Below are 18628 nucleotides of genomic sequence, written 5' to 3'. Positions count from 1 at the left end.
CACGAGACCACCATGACTTTTCTCTACAAGGCCGATCCGGTCCGCGGTGCCGAATGGGCGCAACTGTTTGCCGAGAAGGCCCCCGAGCTGCCCTTCCATATCTGGCCGCACGACGGCGATGGCGCCAGCGTGCGCTATCTGGCCGCCTGGACGCCGCCGGACGATATCGCGCAACGCTTCCCCAACCTGGAAATCCTGTTCTCGGTCGGCGCCGGCATCGACCAGTTCGACATGTCCACCCTGCCCCCGGAGCTGCCGGTGGTGCGCATGACCGAGCCCGGCATTGCTGCCGGCATGGTGCAGTACGTGACGCACGCCGTGCTGGGCCTGCATCGTGACAGCCGGATCTATGCGCGCCAGCAACGTGACCAGGTGTGGCGCGCCCATCGCGTGCGCCCGGCCTCGGCCTGCCGCGTCGGCGTGCTGGGACTGGGCATGCTGGGACGGGCCGTGCTGCAGCAGTTGCACGGATTGGGTTTCCCCTGCGCGGGATGGAGCCGTTCGGCGCACCAGATGGACGGCATCGCGTGCTACAGCGGCAGCGAGGGCCTGCGCGACTTCCTGGCGCGTACCGATGTGCTGGTGTGCCTGGTGCCGCTGACCGAGGACACGCGCGGCCTGCTCAACGGCGAGCTGTTTGCGCAATTGCCGCGCGGTGCCGCGCTGGTCAACGTCGGACGCGGTGGCCATCTGGTGGAAGACGACCTGCTGGCCGCCCTGAATGACGGCCGGTTGAGCGCCGCCGTGCTGGACGTGTGCGAGACCGAACCCCTGCCGCAGGGCCATCCCTTCTGGACCCATCCCGACATCGTGCTCACGCCCCACATCGCCAGCATGACCCAGCCCGATGGCGCGGTCGATGCGGTGCTGGAAAACCTACGCCGCCATCGCGCGGGCTTGCCGCTGCTGGGCCTGATCGATCGCCAGCGCGGTTACTGATGCCTCGGCGCCACTTCATCCGGAGATGCCACATGGCAAACAAAATGCCGAACCGCCCCGCCACAACGGCATGCCATGCCGCTGGCGGCGGGCAGTTCGCGTCACGGCGCTGGCCGTTGCGTTCTATCCTTGATGACGTGGCGCAGTGCGTCTGCCGCCTCACCTTTCTCCATTCACCTGCCTGAAGCCCCGACCATGAAGCTGGAATCCTACTGGACCGATTCTGCCCCGCTGTTCATCTCCCCCACGCGCGAGCTGCCTGCACAGGTTGACGTAGCCATCGTCGGCGGCGGCTTTACCGGCTTGTCGGCCGCACTGGCTTTGGCCAAACGCGGGGCCTCGGTGGTGGTGCTCGAAGCCGGCCCGCATGTGGCCGCCGAAGCCTCGGGCCGCAACGGCGGCCACGTCAACAATGGCCTGGCGGTAGACTATGCCGAGGTCGCCGCCAAGGTCGGCGTGGAGCGTGCCCGCGCCTGGTATCACGCCTATGACGATGCGGTCGATACGGTGGCGCGACTGGTGGAGCAGGAGCAGATTGCCTGCGATTTCCTGCGCCACGGCAAGCTCAAGATGGCCACCAAACCTTATCAGATGAACGCCCTGCAACGCAGTGCCGACCGCCTCATCGCCGATGGCGTGGACAGCGACGTGGAGATCCTTGATGCCGCCCGCGTGCGCGCCGAGGTGCAAAGCGAGCGCTTCCACGGCGGCCTGCTCTACAAGCGCAGCGGCCAGATGCACATGGGCCGCTTCGCCTGGGGCCTGGCCACGGCGGCCGAACGTCACGGCGCGGCCATCCATACCGGTACCGAAGTGCGGCGCCTGGAACGCATCGGCGACACCCACGCGCATCGCGTCCACACCGCGCGCGGCACCATCACGGCCAGGCAGGTGCTGCTGGCCACCGGGGCCAGCCGTCACGGTGCCTATGGCAGCTTCGGCTGGCTGCGCCGGCGTATCGTGCCCATCGGCAGCTTCATCGTGGTGACCGAACCGCTGGGCGCCGAGCGCGCCGCCGCGATGCTGGCCAGGCAGCGCACCTACACAACAGTGGCCAACATCCACCACTATTTCCGCATGACGCCGGACACCCGCCTGGTCTTTGGCGGACGGGCGCGCTTTGCGATTTCCAGTCCGCAGTCCGATGCAGCCAGCGGCGAGATCCTGCGCCAGGGCCTGCACGAGACTTTCCCGCAGCTGGGCCAGGTGCGCCTGGACTATTGCTGGGGCGGCCTGGTCGACATGACGCGCGACCGCCTGCCGCAAGCCGGCGAACGCGACGGACTGTATTACTCCATGGGCTACAGCGGCCACGGCACCCAGATGTCGGTACACATGGGCCAGTGCATGGCACAGGTGATGGCCGGTGACGCGCTGGCCAACCCCTGGCGCGAACGCGAATGGTCGGCCATCCCCGGCCACTTCGGGCCGCCGTGGTTCCTGCCGGTGATCGGCCTGTATTACCAGCTCAAGGACAAGCTGGCCTGATGATGCGCCGCTGGCTGCATTAACTTTTATTGAATGCTCGTTGATAGTTGCATTAACTTTTGCTGAATGCTCACCATGACCTCTCTGACTCTGCAACGCCAGGACCTGATGCCCGGCGCCCAACTGATCGGCGCCGACTGGCGCGCTGCGGCCGATGGCCGCGTGCTGGACGTGACTGACCCGGCCACCGGCCAGGTGTTTGCCACCGTGCCCGACGGCACCGCCGCTGACGCGCGTGCCGCCGTCGATGCGGCTGTGGCCGCCTTCCCGGCCTGGCGTGCCACGCCGGCCAAGCAGCGCGCCACCATCATCAAGCGCTGGAACGATCTGCTGCTGGCGCACCAGGAAGACCTGGGCCGCCTGATCTCGCGCGAGCAGGGCAAGCCGCTGGCCGAAGCCAAGGGCGAAGTGGCCTATGCCGCCAGCTATGTGGAATGGTTCGGTGAAGAAGCCACCCGCGCCAATGGCGACATCATCCCGGCGCCGGTCACCGGCCGGCGCATGATGGCGTTGAAGGAACCGGTGGGTGTCGTGGCGGCCATCACGCCGTGGAATTTCCCGGCGGCGATGATCGCCCGCAAGATCGCCCCGGCCCTGGCCGCCGGCTGCACCGTGGTGTGCAAGCCGGCCGAGGACACGCCGCTGACGTCGCTGGCGCTGATCCGCCTGGCGTTGGAAGCGGGCGTACCGGCTGGCGTCATCAACATCGTCACCGCCTCGCGCGAGCGCACACCGGAAGTGGTCGATGTGTGGCTGGCCGATGGCCGCGTGCGCAAGATCAGCTTCACCGGCTCGACCGCCGTGGGCAAGCACCTGGCGCGCCATTCGGCCGATACCTTGAAGAAGCTCTCGCTGGAACTGGGCGGCAATGCGCCCTTCATCGTCTTTGACGATGCCGATGTCGACGCCGCCATCGATGGCGTGATGGCCGCCAAGTTCCGCAATGGCGGCCAGACCTGCGTGAGCCCCAACCGCATCTACGTGCAAGACAAGGTCTATGAAAACTTCGTGGCCAAGCTCGGTGCGCGCGTGGCCGCACTGAAGGTCGGCCCGGCCACCGATCCGGCTTCGCAGATCGGCCCCATGATCAACGCCCGCGCCATTGGCAAGATCGACCAGCACGTGCGCGATGCCATCGAACGCGGTGCGCGCGTGATCACCGGCGGCAAGCGCCTGCAGGGCCCCGGCTTCGAGAGCGACAACTACTATGCGCCGACCGTGCTGGCCAACGTCACCGGTGAGATGCAATGCAGCTGCGAAGAGACCTTCGGACCGGTGGCACCGGTGACCCGCTTCTCCACGGAAGAGGAAGTGATCGCCGCCGCCAATGCCACGCCCTTCGGCCTGGCGGCGTATTTCTATTCGACCGACGTGCGCCGCATCCATCGCGTCACCGATGCGCTGGAAAGCGGTATCGTGGGCGTCAACGAAGGTGCGCTGGCCGCCGAAGCCGCGCCCTTCGGCGGCGTGAAGGAATCCGGTTATGGCCGCGAAGGCTCGGTGCATGGCCTGGATGATTACCTGCACACCAAATACGTTTGCCAGGGCCAGCTCTGAGTCCTCCCCGGCCTTGCTGCCCCTCTCACTGACACCAACAGGAGCCACCATGCCCGCGCTGTCCACCCACGAGCCCGAGACCGCCCGCGAGCCCTTGCCCGACCTGCTCTTGCGGCCGATTGCAACGGATGACCTGGGCCACTGCCACCGGCTCTCGCTGCGCTTCAAGTGGCCGCACCGGCTGGAAGACTGGAATTTCCTGCTGCAGATGGGGCAAGGCTACCTGCTGGAAAACACCGCCTCGGACGCTGCGCTGCGCACCGTCGGCAGCGTGGTCTGCACCACCTATGGCGAGCAGCACGCCGTCATCGGCATGCTGCTGGTGCAGACCGAGCTGCAGCGACGCGGCCTGGGACGCCGGCTCATGCAGCATGCGGCCAGCCAGGTCAATGGCCGCAGCCTCATCGTCAACGCGACGGCGGCCGGCATGCCGCTCTACAAGCAACTGGGTTTCGTGCAGCAGGATGTGCTGCACCAGTTCCAGGGATCGTCAGCGCAGCCGGTGCTGGTGTCGCTGCCACCGGGCGAGCGCGTGCGGCCGATGGGCAAGAATGATGTGCATCGCCTGCTGGAACTGGATGCGCAGGCCACCGGCATGGATCGCAGCAAGCTGCTGCTGGCCCTGCTGGAGATGTCCGAGGGCGTGGCACTGGACCGCGATGGCGAGATGCTGGGCTTTGCGCTGGTGCGCCGCTTCGGCCATGGCCGCGTGATCGGACCGGTGGTCGCCCCCGACGCGGAACGCGCCAAGGGATTGATCGCACACTGGATCAATACTTATTCGGACTCCTTCATCCGCATCGATGTGTTCGAATCGAGCGGCCTGCCAGCCTGGTTCGACAAGCTGGGCCTGACCTGCGTGGACCACGTCACGCGCATGTGCAAGGGTGAGCCGCCGGTACGTGATGCGGGCATGCAGCTGTTTTCCATCGTCAATCAGGCGCTGGGCTGAGGCGCTTGCGCTGCTGCCGCAGAAAATGCCGCAGCAGCGCGCAAAACCCATGAAGATGCTTTTTCGGCCCCGCATCTTGCGCATCGCCTGCGAGGCCGGGGGCATAGGATAGAACACATGCCGGTTGTGCCGTTTGCCTGCACGGCCTTGTTCAACGCATCTTCAGCGAGTCCACCTCTATGCAAACTTCCGCCCTGGCCGCGCTCGACCGCAGCCACCTGATCCACCCCGTTGCCAGCTTCCGCGAGCATGAAGAACTGGGACCCATCATCCTCAAGTCCGGCCAGGGTGCCTACCTGACCGATCACCAGGACCAGCAGTTGCTGGATGCCTTCTCGGGGTTGTGGTGCGTCAACACCGGCTATGGCCAGGAGAGCGTGATCCGTGCCGCGACCGAGCAGATGCAGCGCCTGCCCTATGCCACCGGCTATTTCCATTTCGCCTCGGAACCGGCGATCCTGCTGGCCAAGAAGCTGGTGGACATCAGCCCGGCTTCGCTGAAACACGTGTATTTCACATTGGGGGGTTCCGATGCGGTGGATGCGGCCATTCGCTACATCACGCACTATCACAACTCCATCGGCAAGCCGACCAAAAAGCATTTCATCTCGCTGCAGCGTGGCTATCACGGTTCGTCCTCGGTGGGCGCGGGCCTGACTGCATTGCCCAATTTCCATTACCACTTCAACCTGCCGCTGCCGACCCAGCATTACCTGCCCTCGCCTTACCCTTACCGCAGCGAGCTGCAGGGCGATGAAGCGATCATCGCGGCCTCGGTGCAATCGCTGCGCGACAAGGTCGCCGAACTGGGCGCGGACAATGTGGCCGCCTTCTTCTGCGAACCGATCCAGGGTTCCGGTGGCGTGGTGGTGCCGCCCAAGGGCTGGTTGAAAGCCATGCAGCTGGCCTGCAATCAACTGGACATCCTGTTCGTGGTGGATGAGGTCATCACCGGCTTTGGCCGCACCGGCCCGATGTTCGCCTGCCTGGACGAAGACGTGCAGCCCGACCTGATGACCATGGCCAAGGGCTTGACCGCCGGCTATGCGCCCATGGGCGCGGTGATGATGTCGGACCGCGTCTACAACGGCATTGCCGATGGCGCACCGATGAGCACCGTGGTCGGCCATGGCCAGACCTACTCGGCGCATCCGGTCAGTGCGGCGGTGGCGCTGGAGGTCCTGCGGCTCTATGAAGAAGGCGGTCTCTTGGAAAACGGCCGGCGCCTGGAACCAGTCTTCGCCGGTGGCCTGCGCGCCCTGCTCGATCATCCGCTGGTGGGCGATGCACGCAGCCGTGGTCTCCTGGGCGCACTGGAGCTGGTGGCCGACAAGCAGACCAAGGCACGCTTTGCCCCCGAGCTGAAGCTGCATGAGCGCATTTTCCAGGTGGCTTATCGCCACGGCCTGGTGTTCCGCGCCTTCGGCGACAACATCCTCGGCTTTGCGCCCGCGCTGTGCTACACGCAAGAGGATTTCGCGCTGATGTTTGCGCGCCTGCGGGCCATCCTCGACGAGGTGCTGGCCCAACCCGAGGTGCGCGCGGCCTTGCGCTGAGCACGCCAGCGCGAGCAATGCCCCCTGCCCGATGGGGAAATCACGGCAGGAGGGGTTAAAATGCCCTGCTACATCCCGCCGGCCCTCCCTGTGCACGCCATGCCAGGAGCGCCGGCGGGCTGAGTCGAATAACCCGAGGCAACATGATGACTAATGGCGCGTTGAAACTGGACCGGATCGATCTGAGGATTTTGTGTCACCTGCAGCAAAATAGCCGCATTACCAATGTGATCCTGGCCGACGCCGTCGGCCTCTCGCCCAGCCCCTGCCTGATCCGCGTCAAGCGCCTGGAGAAAGCCGGCTACATCAGCGGCTATGGCGCCTATATCCGGCTGGAGAAACTGGCCGACGTCCAGATCGTGTTTACCGAAGTGACGCTGTCGGACCATCGCCGCGAAGACTTCGCCAAGTTCGAGGCCACCATCCGCAACGTCGATGAAATCATCGAATGCCACCTGGTCAGCGGTGGCTATGACTACCTGCTCAAGTTCATGACCCGCAGCGTGGTGCATTACCAGAGCGTGATCGAGTCGCTGCTGGAACAGAACCTGCGCATCGAGAAGTATTTCAGCTACATCGTCATCAAGTCGCCCTTCATCAAGCATCACTATCCGCTGGAAAAGTTCATCCAGACCTGAGACGGCGCAGCCCCCTCCCCGCCGACGGGGGCTGCCTGCTCACTTCCCTGCAAACTCCTTCACTTCGCCCGCAAGCGCCGTCCCCCGGGGCTCTCCAGCCTGCCGGGGCGTGGCCGTTTCTTTACATTTGAGCATCGTGGGCAGCCCGGCCTGCGGCTTCTCCATCGAATCTCCACAAAAATCCCCTAAAAACCCCACGTTTGGTCAGCAAACTCCCCTTTACTTTTGTAAAGACCTGCCGTTAACCTTCACGAGTCACTGACACTGCGTCAGTTTCCCAAAAGATAAGAAAATCATCATCATCCAGGGGTCAAGATGGCAACTTCCACGGGGACGATCTCGACATCGGCCGGTCCGTTAGACGTATCGACGTTGGTCAACCAGCTCATCGCAGTCGAAAGCAAGTCCAAGCTCACGCCGCTGAAGACCAAGGAGAGCGGCTTCAATACGCTCATTTCCGCCTATGGTTCACTGAAGAATGCGCTGTCGAGCTACCAGAGCTCGCTCAAGACCATGACGGCGGCCAGCTTCAGCGCCCAGAAGACCACCGTGTCCAATGCGGGAACCGGCACCAACCTGACCACCGATCCGTTCACGGCCGATGCCAACAGCGACGATTCGACCAAGGTCCTGGCGCAGAAGCTCAAATCCGGTGGCTACGCCAGCGGCACCACCTTCAATGCCGGCGACTCGATTGCCATCAAGATCGGCACCAACTCGCCCACCTTCATCACGCTGCAGGCCAATGCCACCCTGGCGGGCGTGCGCGATACCATCAATGCCTCCAAGGCTGGGGTGACCGCCTCCATCGTCACCGATGGCAGCGGTGACCATCTGGTCCTGGAATCCAATACCGGCGGCACCGCCAACACCATCAAGGTGACGGCCAACAATTCGCTCTCGGGGTTGAGCTATGACCCCACCGTGGCCGGCTCGGTGACCCAGATCCAGGCCCCGCGCGACGCCACCAAGGCGGCCGCCGGCAAGTACAGCATCGGCGTGACCCAGCTGGCACAGGCCGTCAAGGTCAGCTCGGCCGGCATCGTGCCGGGCACGACGTTCGACAATGGCGTGCTGGCCATCAAGACCGGCAACGGCTCGACCACGCTGATCCAGCCCAAGACCAATACCCTGGCCGGCGTGCGGGACGCCATCAATGCCAGCGATGCGGGCGTCAATGCGGCCATCGTCAGCGACGGCACCAACGATCACCTGGTCCTGACCGCCAAGGACAGCGGCGCGGCCAACAACCTGCGGGTGAGCGGCACGGGCAATTTCGCCGTGTTCAACTTCGACCCCAGCGGCACCGTCACCACCACCGGCGTGGCGACCAACCAGACCTATGCCAGCGGCAGCCTGGCGCTGCAGGTGGGCAGCAAGTCCTTCACCATCACCCCGACCGATCTGGACGGCAGTGGCGCCATTGGCCTGAACGACGTGATGAAGGCCATCAACGACGCCAACACGGGCGTGACTGCCAGCATCAGCAATGACGGCAGCAAGGACCATCTGGTCCTCACGCCCACCGGCACGGATGCCGTCAAACTGGTCGGCAGCAATGACTATGCGGACCTCTCCGGCAGCAGCATGGGGCAACTGGCCAAGGCACAGGACGCCAAGCTGACCATCGACGGCGTGGCCGTGACCAGCACCAGCAACAAGGTCAGCAATGCGATCTCGGGCGTGACGCTGAACCTGGCCAAGGTCACCACCTCGGCGGACAACTTCACGCTCTCCATTGCCAATGACACCAGCGGGCTCTCGACGGCCGCCAACAGTTTCGTCACCGCCTACAACAACCTGGCCAAGGCCATCACCAACCTGACCAAGCAGACCCCGTCCACCACCAAGGGTGAGGCCAGTAAAGGCTCGCCGCTGGCCTCCGAGTCCTCGGTGCTGAACATGATGACGCAGATCCGCAGCACCATGCTGGGTGCGCTGGGGGATGACGGCGGCATGAACCTGTCGCAGATCGGCATCGCCTTCCAGAAGGATGGCACGCTGGCGCTGGACGCCACCAAGCTGACCACGGCCGGCAACAAGGATTTCGACGCGGTCAGCAAGCTCTTCACCGGGACCTCGGGCGTGGTGCCCAAGCTGCAGAAGGTGCTCGACGGCATCCTCAGCGACAGTGGCACGCTGGCCAGCAAAACCAAAGGTCTGCAGGACAGCCTCAAGATCGTGACCGACCAGCAGACGGCGGCCAATGACCGGCTGCAAACCCTGAAGGACAACTACACCAACCAGTTCAACCGGCTCAACGTCACGCTGGCGACGATGCAGTCGCGGCAGAGCTACCTGACGCAGCAGCTGGCGAAGTTGTCCAAGTCGTCGTGATGAGCAGGGCCGCGCCGAATGGCGTGGCCAAGGAAGCGGTGACACAGGTCTGCACGTCACCGCTGCATCGAATAAATCCCAAGTTGCTCCGCTTTATCCGAAGCCCAATGGAAAAACCCCGCTGTCAGCGGGGTTCGTCGTTAAACTTTCGTGTGTCCTCGGGGGGAAGCTTGCGCTAACAAATCCCGGGGCTCGCGTGGCGACTATAGGGGTTAACGGGTGCGATGTCAATTCAGGCACAGATAGCGGAAATCCACCGGGCACTCTCGCCCGCCCGCATCTCGACCTACGCGGCCGCCACCCGCTGCCACGGGCCGGACGACCCTGCCGCCCTCAATCTCTATCTGTGGAACGCACAGGTCTCCGCTGCCTTCCTGATGCCCCTGCACTTGTGTGAAGTCGTGCTGCGCAATGCAGTGGACGATGCACTTGGAGCCAAATACGGTGCTGCATGGCCATGGGCCTTCGCCTTTGAGCAAAGCTTGCCTGCCACCTCTGTCGGCTACGGGGCGCGCCATGATTTGACCAAGGCCCGCGAAGGACTACCGATCGGGCAGACGGGCAAAGTGATTGCGGAACTCAAGTTCGTCTTCTGGCAGCGCATGTTCGCGGCACGGCATGACGGACGGCTATGGAATCCGCACCTGCGACGGGTCTTTCCGCACCTGGACCCGAAACTCTCCGTGGCACAACACCGCAAGACCATCCATGATGCACTGGAAACGATCCGGCAATTGCGTAACCGCATCGCCCATCACGAGCCGATATTCCATCGTGCTCTGGAGGCAGAATATCGCTTGATCGGCCAACTGATTGCATGGCGTTCGCCACCGACCTTCCGCTGGATGCACCAGCACCAGCAAATCACCACCTGGCTGGCCGCCCGTCCATAGATGGCGCTGTATCGTTATACTGGCTACCTGCCTCATGACGACAACAAGCGCGTTACAGCGTGCAAACCAGGAATGGAGACTCAGTGACCACCCTCAACTACCTCGATGACTTCCAGCCCGGCCAGGTGTTCCGCTCGCCGGGTACGCTCACCGTGAGCGCCGAAGAGATCAAGCAGTTCGCCCAACAATACGACCCCCAGCCCTTCCACCTCGACGAAGCGGCAGCACAGCAGACCTTCTTCCGCGGACTGGCCGCCAGCGGCTGGCATACTGCCGCGCTGACCATGCGCCTGCTGGTCGATACCCTGCACATCCAGGGCGGCATCATCGGTGCCGGCTTCGATGAATTCCGCTGGCCGCGTCCGACCCGTCCCGGCGACGTGCTGCGACTGGAAGCCGAAGTGCTGGGCATCAAGACTTCGCAATCCAAACCGCAGCAGGGTTTCCTCAACCATCGCGTGACCACCTACAACCAGCACGACGAAGCCGTGCTCATCATGACCGGCAACCTGCTGGTGCCGCGCCGCAGCCCGGGCTGAAGGCTTAGGCGGCGTCGGGCTGCTGCGCCGGATGCGCCTGCTCGAAAGCGGGCAGCGCATTGCAGGCGGCCTCGATGGCGCACAGCGTCGGGTAAGGCGCCATGTCCACTTCGAAACGGCGCGCATTGAAGATCTGCGGGATCAGGAAGCAATCGGCCATGGTCGGTGCATCGCCTACGCAGAAGTGGCCGCGTGTTGTATCGGCCGCCAGTTGCTGCTCCAGCGCCGTGAAACCGAGCTTGATCCAGTGCTGGATCCAGGCCGTCTTCTGTGCCTCCTCCACCGCCAGCGTGTGCTTGAGATAACGCAGTACGCGCAGGTTGTTCAGCGGATGGATTTCACAGGCAATGGCCAGCGACAGTTCGCGGATATGCGCCCGTGCGAATGCATCGCCCGGCAGCAGCGATGGGGTCGGATAGCGCTCTTCCAGATACTCCAGCATCGCCATCGACTGCGTGAGCAGCTTGCCCTGGTCGGCCAGTACCGGCACCAGCGCATGCGGATTCAACTGCGTGAAGGCGGGCAGCAACTGCTCGCCGCCCTGGTTCAACAAATGCACGGCCGCCGTTTCGTAAGCCACGCCTTTGATGTTCAGGGCGATGCGCACGCGATAGGAGGCCGAGCTGCGGAAATAGCTGTAGAGGGTAGTCATGCGCTTGCTTCCTCAAGAAAGACGATCAGATCAAGCCAGGCTGCGGGCAGGCAACACGGTGCCGGCCGCTTCACCGAAACCGATATTGGGCAAGCCATCGCGACGCGCCACTGCGCGCAGGATGATGGTATCCCCATCTTCCAGGAAGACGCGCTTCTCGCCATTGGCCAGGGTCAGGGGCGACTTGCCGCCACCGCTCAGTTCCAGCAGGGAACCGGCCTGGTCCGGTGCCGGGCCCGACAAGGTACCCGACCCGAAGAAGTCGCCCGGACGCAGGTTGCAGCCATTGACGGTGTGGTGCGTGACCAGCTGCGCCACGGTCCAGTAGGCATCCCGATAATTGCCCAGCGAGAGCCGCTCTGGCGCACTGCCCGCTTCACGCATGGCCGCGGTCTGGATCAGCACTTCCAGTTCGATGTCAACAGCACCGCTCTCGCGCAGGGTCGGCGCATCCAGGTAAGGCAGCGGCTGCGGGTCCTCCGCCGGACGCGTCCATCCACAACGGTACGGAGCCAGCGCTTCCAGCGTGACGATCCAGGGCGAGATGGTGGACGCAAAGCTCTTCGAGAGGAAGGGGCCCAGCGGCTGGTATTCCCAGGCCTGCACATCGCGTGCGGACCAGTCGTTCAAGAGACAGAGTCCAAACACCTTGTCCTCGGCCTGCGTCATCGGGACCGGCTCACCCAGGGCATTGCCGCCGCCGATGAAGATGCCCAGTTCCAGTTCGTAATCCAGCCGCTTGCAGGGGCCGAAGGTGGGCAAGTCCGCATCGGGGGCCTTGGTCTGGCCCACCGGACGTCGGAACTGCTGGCCCGAGATCCCAATGGAAGAAGCACGGCCGTGATAACCGATGGGCACCCACTTGTAGTTGGGCAGCAGCGGATTGTCCGGACGGAACAGCTTGCCGATCGTGGTGGCGTGGTGGATGGAGGTGTAGAAGTCGGTGTAGTCGCCGATCACGGCCGGCACGTCGTACTGGGCTTGGGCCTGCGGGACCAGGCAGGCAGCCAGTTCAGACTGGTGTGCCGAGCCCGTGCGAAGCAGACGCGACAGCGCCAGGCGCAGCGCCGACCATGCAGTCGGAGTCAGCGCCATCAGGCCATTCAAACTGCTGCCGCTGCAGGCGGCATGGGCAGCCGTGCGCGTGGCTTCATCGAAGCCCGAGAAGGCGCCTGCAGCCTGCGCGGCCGGTAGGTCCAAAATCTGGTCGCCGATGGCCACGCCCGCGCGGTAAGCTTCTTCACTGCCGCTGCGGCGAAACACGCCGTAAGGCAGGTTCTGGATCGGGAAGCTGCTGTTTTCTGCATTGGCGCTCTGGACCCAGCTGCGCAGGGAAGTGTCATGGGTTTCGTTCAGTGTCAGGCTAGGCAGGCTCATGCGCGCTCCGGATTGAAGTTCTTCTGGATGCCCAGCCAGCAATCCTGGTAATCGCGCTGCAAGGTCGGCGCGGACAGGGCGTGACGGGTCGGGCAAAGGATGTTGCGGGTCTCGAACATGAAGGCCATGGTGTGGTCGACCTTGTTCGGGGTGCTGGTATCGATGCGGCTGGCTTTCTCGAAGGTGGCCGCGTCCGGTCCGTGACCGCTCATGCAATTATGCAGGCTGCCGCCGCCGGGCACAAAGCCGCCGCCTTCCTTGGCATCGTACTGGCCGGTGATCAGGCCCATGTATTCGCTGGCCACGTTGCGGTGGAACCAGGGCGGACGGAAGGTATTTTCAGCAGCCAGCCAACGCGGCGGGAAGATCACGAAGTCGATCGTATCCACGCCGGGCGTATCGCTCTGCGACTGCAGCACCAGGAAAATCGAGGGATCGGGATGGTCGTAGCTGATCGAGCCGATGGTGTTGAAGTGGCGCAGGTCGTACTTGTAGGGTGCATAGTTGCCATGCCAGGCCACCACATCCAGCGGCGAATGGCCGATCTTCGCCTGCCACAGATGGCCGCCGAATTTGGCGATGAGCTGGAAGTCGCCCTCGCGGTCTTCGTACCAGGCGTGCGGCGTGGCGAAATCGCGCGGATTGGCCAGGCCGTTGGACCCCAGCGGACCAAGATCAGGCAGGCGCAGCAGCGCGCCGAAATTCTCGCAGAGGTAGCCGCGTGCCTCGCCATCCGGCAGGCGCACCTGGAAGCGCACGCCACGCGGGATGACGGCGATCTCCTGCGGCTCGATATCGATCACGCCCAGTTCGGTACGCAATTGCAGGCGGCCCAGCTGCGGCACGATCAGCAGTTCGCCATCGGCCGAATAGAAGAAGCGATCGGTCATCGAGCAATTGGCGGCATACAGGTGGATGGCGCAACCGCTTTGGGCTTGCGGCGAGCCGTTGCCGGCCATGGTGACCAGGCCTTCAACGAAATCGGTGGGCACCGTCGGCATGGGCAGCGGGTCCCAGCGCAACTGGTTGGGCGGCGGCGCGACATCGTCGAAGTGGCTCACCAGCAGACCGCGTTCCATCGGCTCGAATGGATGATGCACCGCTGCCGGACGGATGCGATAGAGCCACGAGCGGCGGTTGTGCCCGCGCGGTGCGGTGAAGGCGGTGCCGGAAATCTGCTCGGCATACAGGCCATAGGGCGCACGCTGCGGCGAATTCTGGTGCGCGGGCAAGGCGCCCGGCAGGGCCTCGGTGGCGAACTCATTGCCGAAGCCGGACTGGTAGCCGCGCGTCTGCACGTGATGGCTGACGGAAGAATCGGTGACGGTATTCATGCAGACACTCCTCGGGAAGTACGATGCAGGCGCGCGATGGTCAGCGCCGAAATCAGCGCCGGCACCGCCGCTGCGATGAACAGCGAACCATTGCTCCACTGCAGCGCGATCAGCTGGCCGCCGATGACCGGCCCGACCACCGAGCCGATGCGGCCGATGCCCAGCGCCCAGCCGATGCCGGTGGAGCGCAGCGTGGTCGGGTAGAAGGTACCCGCCAGCGCATTGACGGCCGGTTGTCCACCCACGATGCAGAAGCCCGCCACGATCACCGCCACGAACAGCAGTACCGGCATGGCCGCCACCTTGCCGATCAACGCAATGGATACGCAGGCCAGCAGGAAGCAGGTGCCCAGCACGCGGGTGAAGCCGAAGCGGTTGATGAAGCGGCCCAGGGTGAGCGTTCCGACCACGCCGCCCACTTGCAGCGAGGTGCCGATCAGCACCGCCATGCTGGTGGAATAGCCGGCGTCACGAATGAGCGTAGGCAGCCAGTTGGAGAGGAAGTACAGGTTGATCAGGTTCATGAAGCTGATCAACCACAGCAGCACGGTGACAGCCGCGCGGCCATCGCGGAAGAGCGCCGCTACCGGCATGCCTTCGGCCTTGCTTTCCTTGACCACGACCTCGGTCTTGTCATCGATGCGGATGGCGGGATCGAGTTTGCGCAGCCAGCGTGCCACCTGGCTGCGCGCACGACGGTGCAGCACCAGGAACTGTATCGATTCCGGCAGCCAGACCAGCATCGCCAGGCCCAGCACCAGCGGCACTGCACCGCCCACCCAGAACACCGCATGCCAGCCGTGCGCCGGGATCAGCGCTGCGCTCACGAATCCACCGGCCGCAGCGCCCACGGTAAAGCCGCAGGAGACCAGCATCATGCGGGTCACACGTGAGGACGAGGGGCTGTATTCACCGACCAGCGCCATCGCATTGGGCATGATGCTGCCCAGGCCGAAGCCGGTGATGAAACGCACGATCAGCAACTGATCGATGGTAGTGACCAGCGGTGTGACCAGCATGCAGACCGCAAAGAACAGGGTCGAGGCGATCAGCACCGGACGGCGCCCGTAGCGGTCACCCACCGGGGTGAGCACCAGCGAGCCCAGCAGCATGCCGAACAGGCCGGCACCAAATACCGGTCCCAGGCTGGCCTTGCTCACGCCCCAGTCGGCGATGATGGCCGGGGCCACATAGCCCATGGCCTGCACGTCGAAACCATCGATGATGAGGCACAGGCCGCACAGCAGCAGCAGGCCGAATTGAAAAGTGCCGAACCGGCCCTGCTCCACCACCTGGTCCACATGGACCGTGGGGAGAGCGCCACTTGCGTGGATACTCATTGTCGTGCTCCTCGTCTGTCTTTACGTTTTTTTAGTTGTGTTGACTGCCATCCATGGGCCGGTGCAGCTGAGAATGGCAGATTGCTTGGCCGTGTGCGCTGGCGATGCCGCGCGGCTCTTGATGGTGTTATCGCGACGTCACTGTAGTGCAATCGCCCTTCTTTTACGATATAAATACGAAAATACGATCCATTCATTTCATGAATATTGCAGTGCACACGTTTGCCCTGCTGCAGAGCTGACCATGGCCCTCATCGAACCGCGCGACATCGATCTCAACCTCTTGGTGGTATTCCAGGAAGTCTTCCAGGAGCGCCAGATCTCCTCGGTCGCCCGGCGGCTGGGGCTGTCGCAGCCTGCGGTGTCCAATGCGCTGGCGCGGCTGCGGCGCAGCTTCGGCGATGAGCTGTTCGTGCGCACGGCGCAAGGCATGCAGCCTACACCCTTTGCCGAACAGCTGGCCGAGCCGGTGGCTGCGGCGCTGCAACAGGTGGCCCGTGCTCTCAACCTGCAGGAAGGCTTTGCGCCGCAGACCAGCGAGCGCCGCTTCACGATTGCCATGACCGATGTAGGCGAGGTGTATTTCATGCCGCGCCTGATCGAGGCCTGTGCCGAGGTCGCCCCCGGGGTGAGCCTGTCGACCGTACGTGCCGGGGCCATCGACCTGAAGAGTGAAATGGAAGCCGGCCGGGTGGACCTGGCCATCGGCGCGTTCGACAACCTGTCGGAGGCGCTGTACCAGCGGCGGCTGTTCCGCCAGGAATACGTGAGCATGTTCCGCATCGGCCATGCGCTGGACAAGCGCGGCGAAGTCAGCCTCAAGGAATTCCTGGCGGCCGAGCACCTGATGGTGTCTTCGCTGGAGAGTCCTTATGATCGCATCAACCAGAACCTGGAGAAGGCGGGCGTTCTGCCCAGCGTGCGCTTCCGGGTGCCGCATTTCACGGCGGTTCCTTACATCGTCAGCACCACGGCGCTGGTGGTGACGGTGCCGCGCAAGCTGGCCGAGAGTGCTGCCGCGCCTTTCGGACTGCGCTACATCAAACCGCCGCTGCGCCTGCCGGCGCTGCAGACCAACATGTTCTGGCATCGCCGCTACAATCAGGACGAAGGCAATGTCTGGCTGCGCAACATGATCTCGGCGCACTTTGCGGAATGAATCCGGGCAGGACAACGATTGTGGCCGGAAGGCCGGGGAGACAACATGAACATCTACCGCGACTATGACCGCGAGGCGCTGGACGAGCAGTACAACGTGCGCCTGCGCATTAAGGATTTCCAGGCGTATTTCGACCGCTTTGCACGCGAGGGAGAAGCGGCGCGGCAAGCGCATCCGCATCTGACCGATGTGCCTTACGGCGAGGATGCACTGCAGACGCTCGACTTCTTTCCCGGGCGCAGCAATGGCCGGCCCCTGCTGGTCTTCATCCACGGGGGCTACTGGCGCTCGCTGGACAAGCACCAGTTCAGCCAGCTGGCCGTGCCCTACCTGGCCCAGGACATCAACGTGGCCCTCATCAATTACCGGCTGGCCCCACAGGTGCGCATGGGCGACATCGCCGCCGACTGCGGGCGGGCGCTGCGCCTGCTGTATGCCAAGGCCGCGGCGCTGCGCTTCGATCCGGATGCGATCTGGCTCATGGGCCACTCGGCCGGTGCGCACCTGGCCGCGCTGATTGCTTCGCTGGGTGCGGCACCCGTGCGCGGCGTGTGCGGCATCAGCGGGATCTATGACCTGGAACCGGTGCGGCTGTCCTATCTGAACGAAGTACTGCACCTCTCGCCCTCGGATGCCCAGCAGGCCAGCCCGCAATTGCTGGCCATGCCCGAGGGCGTGAAGGCGCTGCTGTGCGCAGGTGAACAGGAGTCCGCCGAATTCCTGCGCCAGCGCGACTTCTACGCCGCCGCCCTGCGCCAGTCGGGACACGCCGTGGAAGTGGTGGCGCTGCCGCAGCAGCATCACCTGAGCGTGGTGGATGTGGCGGCGGATGCCGGGAGCGGGTTGACGCAGAGCATGTTGAAAATGATGCTGGGGTAATCGATCTCGCCGATGCCCCCCAAGCCACTTTACATCCCGGTGGCGGGATGCTGGAGGAGAGACGCTGAAGTTAGCTTGCCTTGCCCGGTCGGCGCATCTTGGTGCGAGGCTTTTCCGTAACGGCAATGGGCGCGCTGCGGACTTTCACTGGTTCAGGCGTCAAATCAAACGTCTTGTTGCCTGGAAATGTTGCGGTCAGCACCAATTGACCGCCCAGGCCACGCACGAAGTCCATGACGCTGCTCACCAGCAGGTCATCACGACTTTCCATCTTCGAAATAGCTGCCTGCTGGATATTCAAACTCGCGGCAAGGCTGGCCTGCGTCACTTGCAGGCTCTTGCGCAGGGCCTGCAATTTGATGCAGGTCTGCATGGATTCGGTTCTTGCGTTTGCCTGCACTTGCGCCTCAGGATGCATGCGGGCGCGCAGTTCGCTAAATTTTTTTGCCATGGTCGACTGCCTCCTTGCTAAGTGTATCGAGATGAACGTCGTAGAGCCTGTCCGCGAGAGGGATGGTTTGCTCGTACCAACGCTGGTTTCCGGTCTTGTCTCCGCCAATCAACAGGATCGCATGCCGCAATGGATCAAATGCGTAGAGCACCCGGTAAGGTCTTCCGGCATGCTGGATCCGAAGCTCTCTCATGTGCGCATGCCTGGAACCGAGAATTCCAGAACTGTATGGGTGCCTGAGAGCGGGTCCGTTTTTTTCCAGCAGGCCAACGTACGCAGCCACGGACGTCTGCTCAGCAGCAGTGAGCCGATCCCACCAGTCTTCGAATTCGTCGGTAAATTCTACCTCGCATTGCATGCTTTATTCCTCCAAAGTCATATTCCACTAAAGGAATTTTTTTAAGATGACAGGAGAATTTCCGACAACATGCGCTCCTGGCTTGGTCGGCAAGGTTAACCAGCAAGACTGGCAAATAATTTCCTCAAGGAAAATTGATGGTAGAGCTCGAAGAGTTTTGTGTACGGACAGCTACATCA

17 protein-coding genes are annotated in these 18628 nt (G+C 63.6%); 11 read left to right on the top strand and 6 right to left on the bottom strand.

Annotated features, from left to right (window positions below; translation table 11 throughout):
* Positions 1–12: 12 nt before the first annotated feature.
* The 9 genes from ACLRDN_RS05125 to ACLRDN_RS05085 all read left to right on the top strand — a co-directional run bounded on the left by ACLRDN_RS05125 (position 13) and on the right by ACLRDN_RS05085 (position 10899).
* Positions 13–939, top strand: coding sequence for a 2-hydroxyacid dehydrogenase (locus ACLRDN_RS05125; RefSeq protein ID WP_413459248.1), 927 nt, complete (start codon positions 13–15; stop codon positions 937–939).
* 75 nt (positions 940–1014) lie between these two features.
* Positions 1015–2427 carry an NAD(P)/FAD-dependent oxidoreductase gene (locus ACLRDN_RS05120; protein WP_413459247.1) on the top strand — a complete coding sequence of 471 codons (1413 nt, stop codon included), beginning with the start codon at positions 1015–1017 and terminating at the stop codon, positions 2425–2427.
* 75 nt (positions 2428–2502) lie between these two features.
* Positions 2503–3984: an NAD-dependent succinate-semialdehyde dehydrogenase gene (locus tag ACLRDN_RS05115; RefSeq protein WP_413459246.1), complete on the top strand. Its 1482-nt coding sequence runs from the start codon at positions 2503–2505 to the stop codon at positions 3982–3984.
* 49 nt (positions 3985–4033) lie between these two features.
* Positions 4034–4936, top strand: coding sequence for a GNAT family N-acetyltransferase (locus tag ACLRDN_RS05110; protein WP_413459245.1), 903 nt, complete (start codon positions 4034–4036; stop codon positions 4934–4936).
* Positions 4937–5115: 179 nt separating this feature from the next.
* Positions 5116–6492, top strand: coding sequence for an aspartate aminotransferase family protein (locus ACLRDN_RS05105; protein ID WP_413459244.1), 1377 nt, complete (start codon positions 5116–5118; stop codon positions 6490–6492).
* 143 nt (positions 6493–6635) lie between these two features.
* Positions 6636–7130, top strand: coding sequence for an Lrp/AsnC family transcriptional regulator (locus ACLRDN_RS05100; protein ID WP_081486017.1), 495 nt, complete (start codon positions 6636–6638; stop codon positions 7128–7130).
* 315 nt (positions 7131–7445) lie between these two features.
* A complete protein-coding gene (fliD, locus tag ACLRDN_RS05095; RefSeq protein WP_413459243.1) occupies positions 7446–9467 on the top strand; it encodes a flagellar filament capping protein FliD in 2022 nt (673 codons plus the stop codon).
* 224 nt (positions 9468–9691) lie between these two features.
* The gene (locus ACLRDN_RS05090) at positions 9692–10360 is read left to right on the top strand and encodes a hypothetical protein (RefSeq protein WP_413459242.1); all 669 of its coding nucleotides are present in this window, start codon (positions 9692–9694) and stop codon (positions 10358–10360) included.
* A gap of 83 nt (positions 10361–10443) precedes the next feature.
* Complete coding sequence (locus ACLRDN_RS05085; RefSeq protein WP_413459241.1) at positions 10444–10899, top strand: MaoC family dehydratase; 456 nt, start codon at positions 10444–10446, stop codon at positions 10897–10899.
* 4 nt (positions 10900–10903) lie between these two features.
* On the opposite strand, the gene maiA is transcribed toward ACLRDN_RS05085, so the two are convergent.
* The 4 genes from maiA to ACLRDN_RS05065 are packed head-to-tail and all read right to left on the bottom strand — an operon-like array spanning position 10904 to position 15602.
* Positions 10904–11551, bottom strand: coding sequence for a maleylacetoacetate isomerase (maiA, locus tag ACLRDN_RS05080; protein WP_413459240.1), 648 nt, complete (start codon positions 11549–11551; stop codon positions 10904–10906).
* Positions 11552–11581: 30 nt separating this feature from the next.
* Positions 11582–12928, bottom strand: coding sequence for a fumarylacetoacetase (gene fahA / locus ACLRDN_RS05075; protein WP_413459239.1), 1347 nt, complete (start codon positions 12926–12928; stop codon positions 11582–11584).
* Entirely contained in the window at positions 12925–14262 is a 1338-nt protein-coding gene (gene hmgA / locus ACLRDN_RS05070) for a homogentisate 1,2-dioxygenase (protein ID WP_413459238.1), read from the bottom strand. The genes fahA and hmgA overlap by 4 nt, the downstream gene beginning before the upstream one ends.
* Entirely contained in the window at positions 14259–15602 is a 1344-nt protein-coding gene (locus tag ACLRDN_RS05065) for an MFS transporter (RefSeq protein ID WP_413459237.1), read from the bottom strand. The genes hmgA and ACLRDN_RS05065 overlap by 4 nt, the downstream gene beginning before the upstream one ends.
* Positions 15603–15846: 244 nt before the next feature.
* Between ACLRDN_RS05065 and ACLRDN_RS05060 the strand changes: the two genes are divergently transcribed.
* Both ACLRDN_RS05060 and ACLRDN_RS05055 read left to right on the top strand, forming a co-directional pair.
* The gene (locus tag ACLRDN_RS05060) at positions 15847–16761 is read left to right on the top strand and encodes a LysR substrate-binding domain-containing protein (protein ID WP_413459236.1); all 915 of its coding nucleotides are present in this window, start codon (positions 15847–15849) and stop codon (positions 16759–16761) included.
* A gap of 45 nt (positions 16762–16806) precedes the next feature.
* Entirely contained in the window at positions 16807–17640 is an 834-nt protein-coding gene (locus ACLRDN_RS05055) for an alpha/beta hydrolase (protein WP_413459235.1), read from the top strand.
* Positions 17641–17710: 70 nt separating this feature from the next.
* Here ACLRDN_RS05055 and ACLRDN_RS05050 read toward each other — a convergent pair whose 3' ends face one another.
* Complete coding sequence (locus ACLRDN_RS05050; RefSeq protein WP_413459234.1) at positions 17711–18091, bottom strand: XRE family transcriptional regulator; 381 nt, start codon at positions 18089–18091, stop codon at positions 17711–17713.
* On the bottom strand, positions 18075–18449 hold the full coding sequence (locus ACLRDN_RS05045; protein ID WP_413459233.1) for a type II toxin-antitoxin system RelE/ParE family toxin: 375 nt from the start codon (positions 18447–18449) through the stop codon (positions 18075–18077). The genes ACLRDN_RS05050 and ACLRDN_RS05045 overlap by 17 nt, the downstream gene beginning before the upstream one ends.
* Positions 18450–18628: the final 179 nt, after the last annotated feature.

It is taken from the genome of Herbaspirillum huttiense, assembly GCF_047300815.1.
In the GTDB taxonomy this organism is placed as follows: Bacteria; Pseudomonadota; Gammaproteobacteria; order Burkholderiales; family Burkholderiaceae_D; genus Herbaspirillum; species Herbaspirillum huttiense_A.
This window is presented reverse-complemented; position numbering and strand designations above follow the sequence as displayed.

What these genes read in the sequence shown, in the direction of transcription:
- ACLRDN_RS05125 (WP_413459248.1), top strand. Translation starts at nt 13, where the DNA reads ATGACTTTTCTCTACAAGGCCGATCCGGTCCGCGGTGCCGAATGGGCG.
- ACLRDN_RS05120 (WP_413459247.1), top strand. Translation starts at nt 1,015, where the DNA reads ATGCCGCTGGCGGCGGGCAGTTCGCGTCACGGCGCTGGCCGTTGCGTT.
- ACLRDN_RS05115 (WP_413459246.1), top strand. Translation starts at nt 2,503, where the DNA reads ATGACCTCTCTGACTCTGCAACGCCAGGACCTGATGCCCGGCGCCCAA.
- ACLRDN_RS05110 (WP_413459245.1), top strand. Translation starts at nt 4,034, where the DNA reads ATGCCCGCGCTGTCCACCCACGAGCCCGAGACCGCCCGCGAGCCCTTG.
- ACLRDN_RS05105 (WP_413459244.1), top strand. Translation starts at nt 5,116, where the DNA reads ATGCAAACTTCCGCCCTGGCCGCGCTCGACCGCAGCCACCTGATCCAC.
- ACLRDN_RS05100 (WP_081486017.1), top strand. Translation starts at nt 6,636, where the DNA reads ATGATGACTAATGGCGCGTTGAAACTGGACCGGATCGATCTGAGGATT.
- fliD (WP_413459243.1), top strand. Translation starts at nt 7,446, where the DNA reads ATGGCAACTTCCACGGGGACGATCTCGACATCGGCCGGTCCGTTAGAC.
- ACLRDN_RS05090 (WP_413459242.1), top strand. Translation starts at nt 9,692, where the DNA reads ATGTCAATTCAGGCACAGATAGCGGAAATCCACCGGGCACTCTCGCCC.
- maiA (WP_413459240.1), bottom strand. Translation starts at nt 11,551, where the DNA reads ATGACTACCCTCTACAGCTATTTCCGCAGCTCGGCCTCCTATCGCGTG.
- fahA (WP_413459239.1), bottom strand. Translation starts at nt 12,928, where the DNA reads ATGAGCCTGCCTAGCCTGACACTGAACGAAACCCATGACACTTCCCTG.
- hmgA (WP_413459238.1), bottom strand. Translation starts at nt 14,262, where the DNA reads ATGAATACCGTCACCGATTCTTCCGTCAGCCATCACGTGCAGACGCGC.
- ACLRDN_RS05065 (WP_413459237.1), bottom strand. Translation starts at nt 15,602, where the DNA reads ATGAGTATCCACGCAAGTGGCGCTCTCCCCACGGTCCATGTGGACCAG.
- ACLRDN_RS05060 (WP_413459236.1), top strand. Translation starts at nt 15,847, where the DNA reads ATGGCCCTCATCGAACCGCGCGACATCGATCTCAACCTCTTGGTGGTA.
- ACLRDN_RS05055 (WP_413459235.1), top strand. Translation starts at nt 16,807, where the DNA reads ATGAACATCTACCGCGACTATGACCGCGAGGCGCTGGACGAGCAGTAC.
- ACLRDN_RS05050 (WP_413459234.1), bottom strand. Translation starts at nt 18,091, where the DNA reads ATGGCAAAAAAATTTAGCGAACTGCGCGCCCGCATGCATCCTGAGGCG.
- ACLRDN_RS05045 (WP_413459233.1), bottom strand. Translation starts at nt 18,449, where the DNA reads ATGCAATGCGAGGTAGAATTTACCGACGAATTCGAAGACTGGTGGGAT.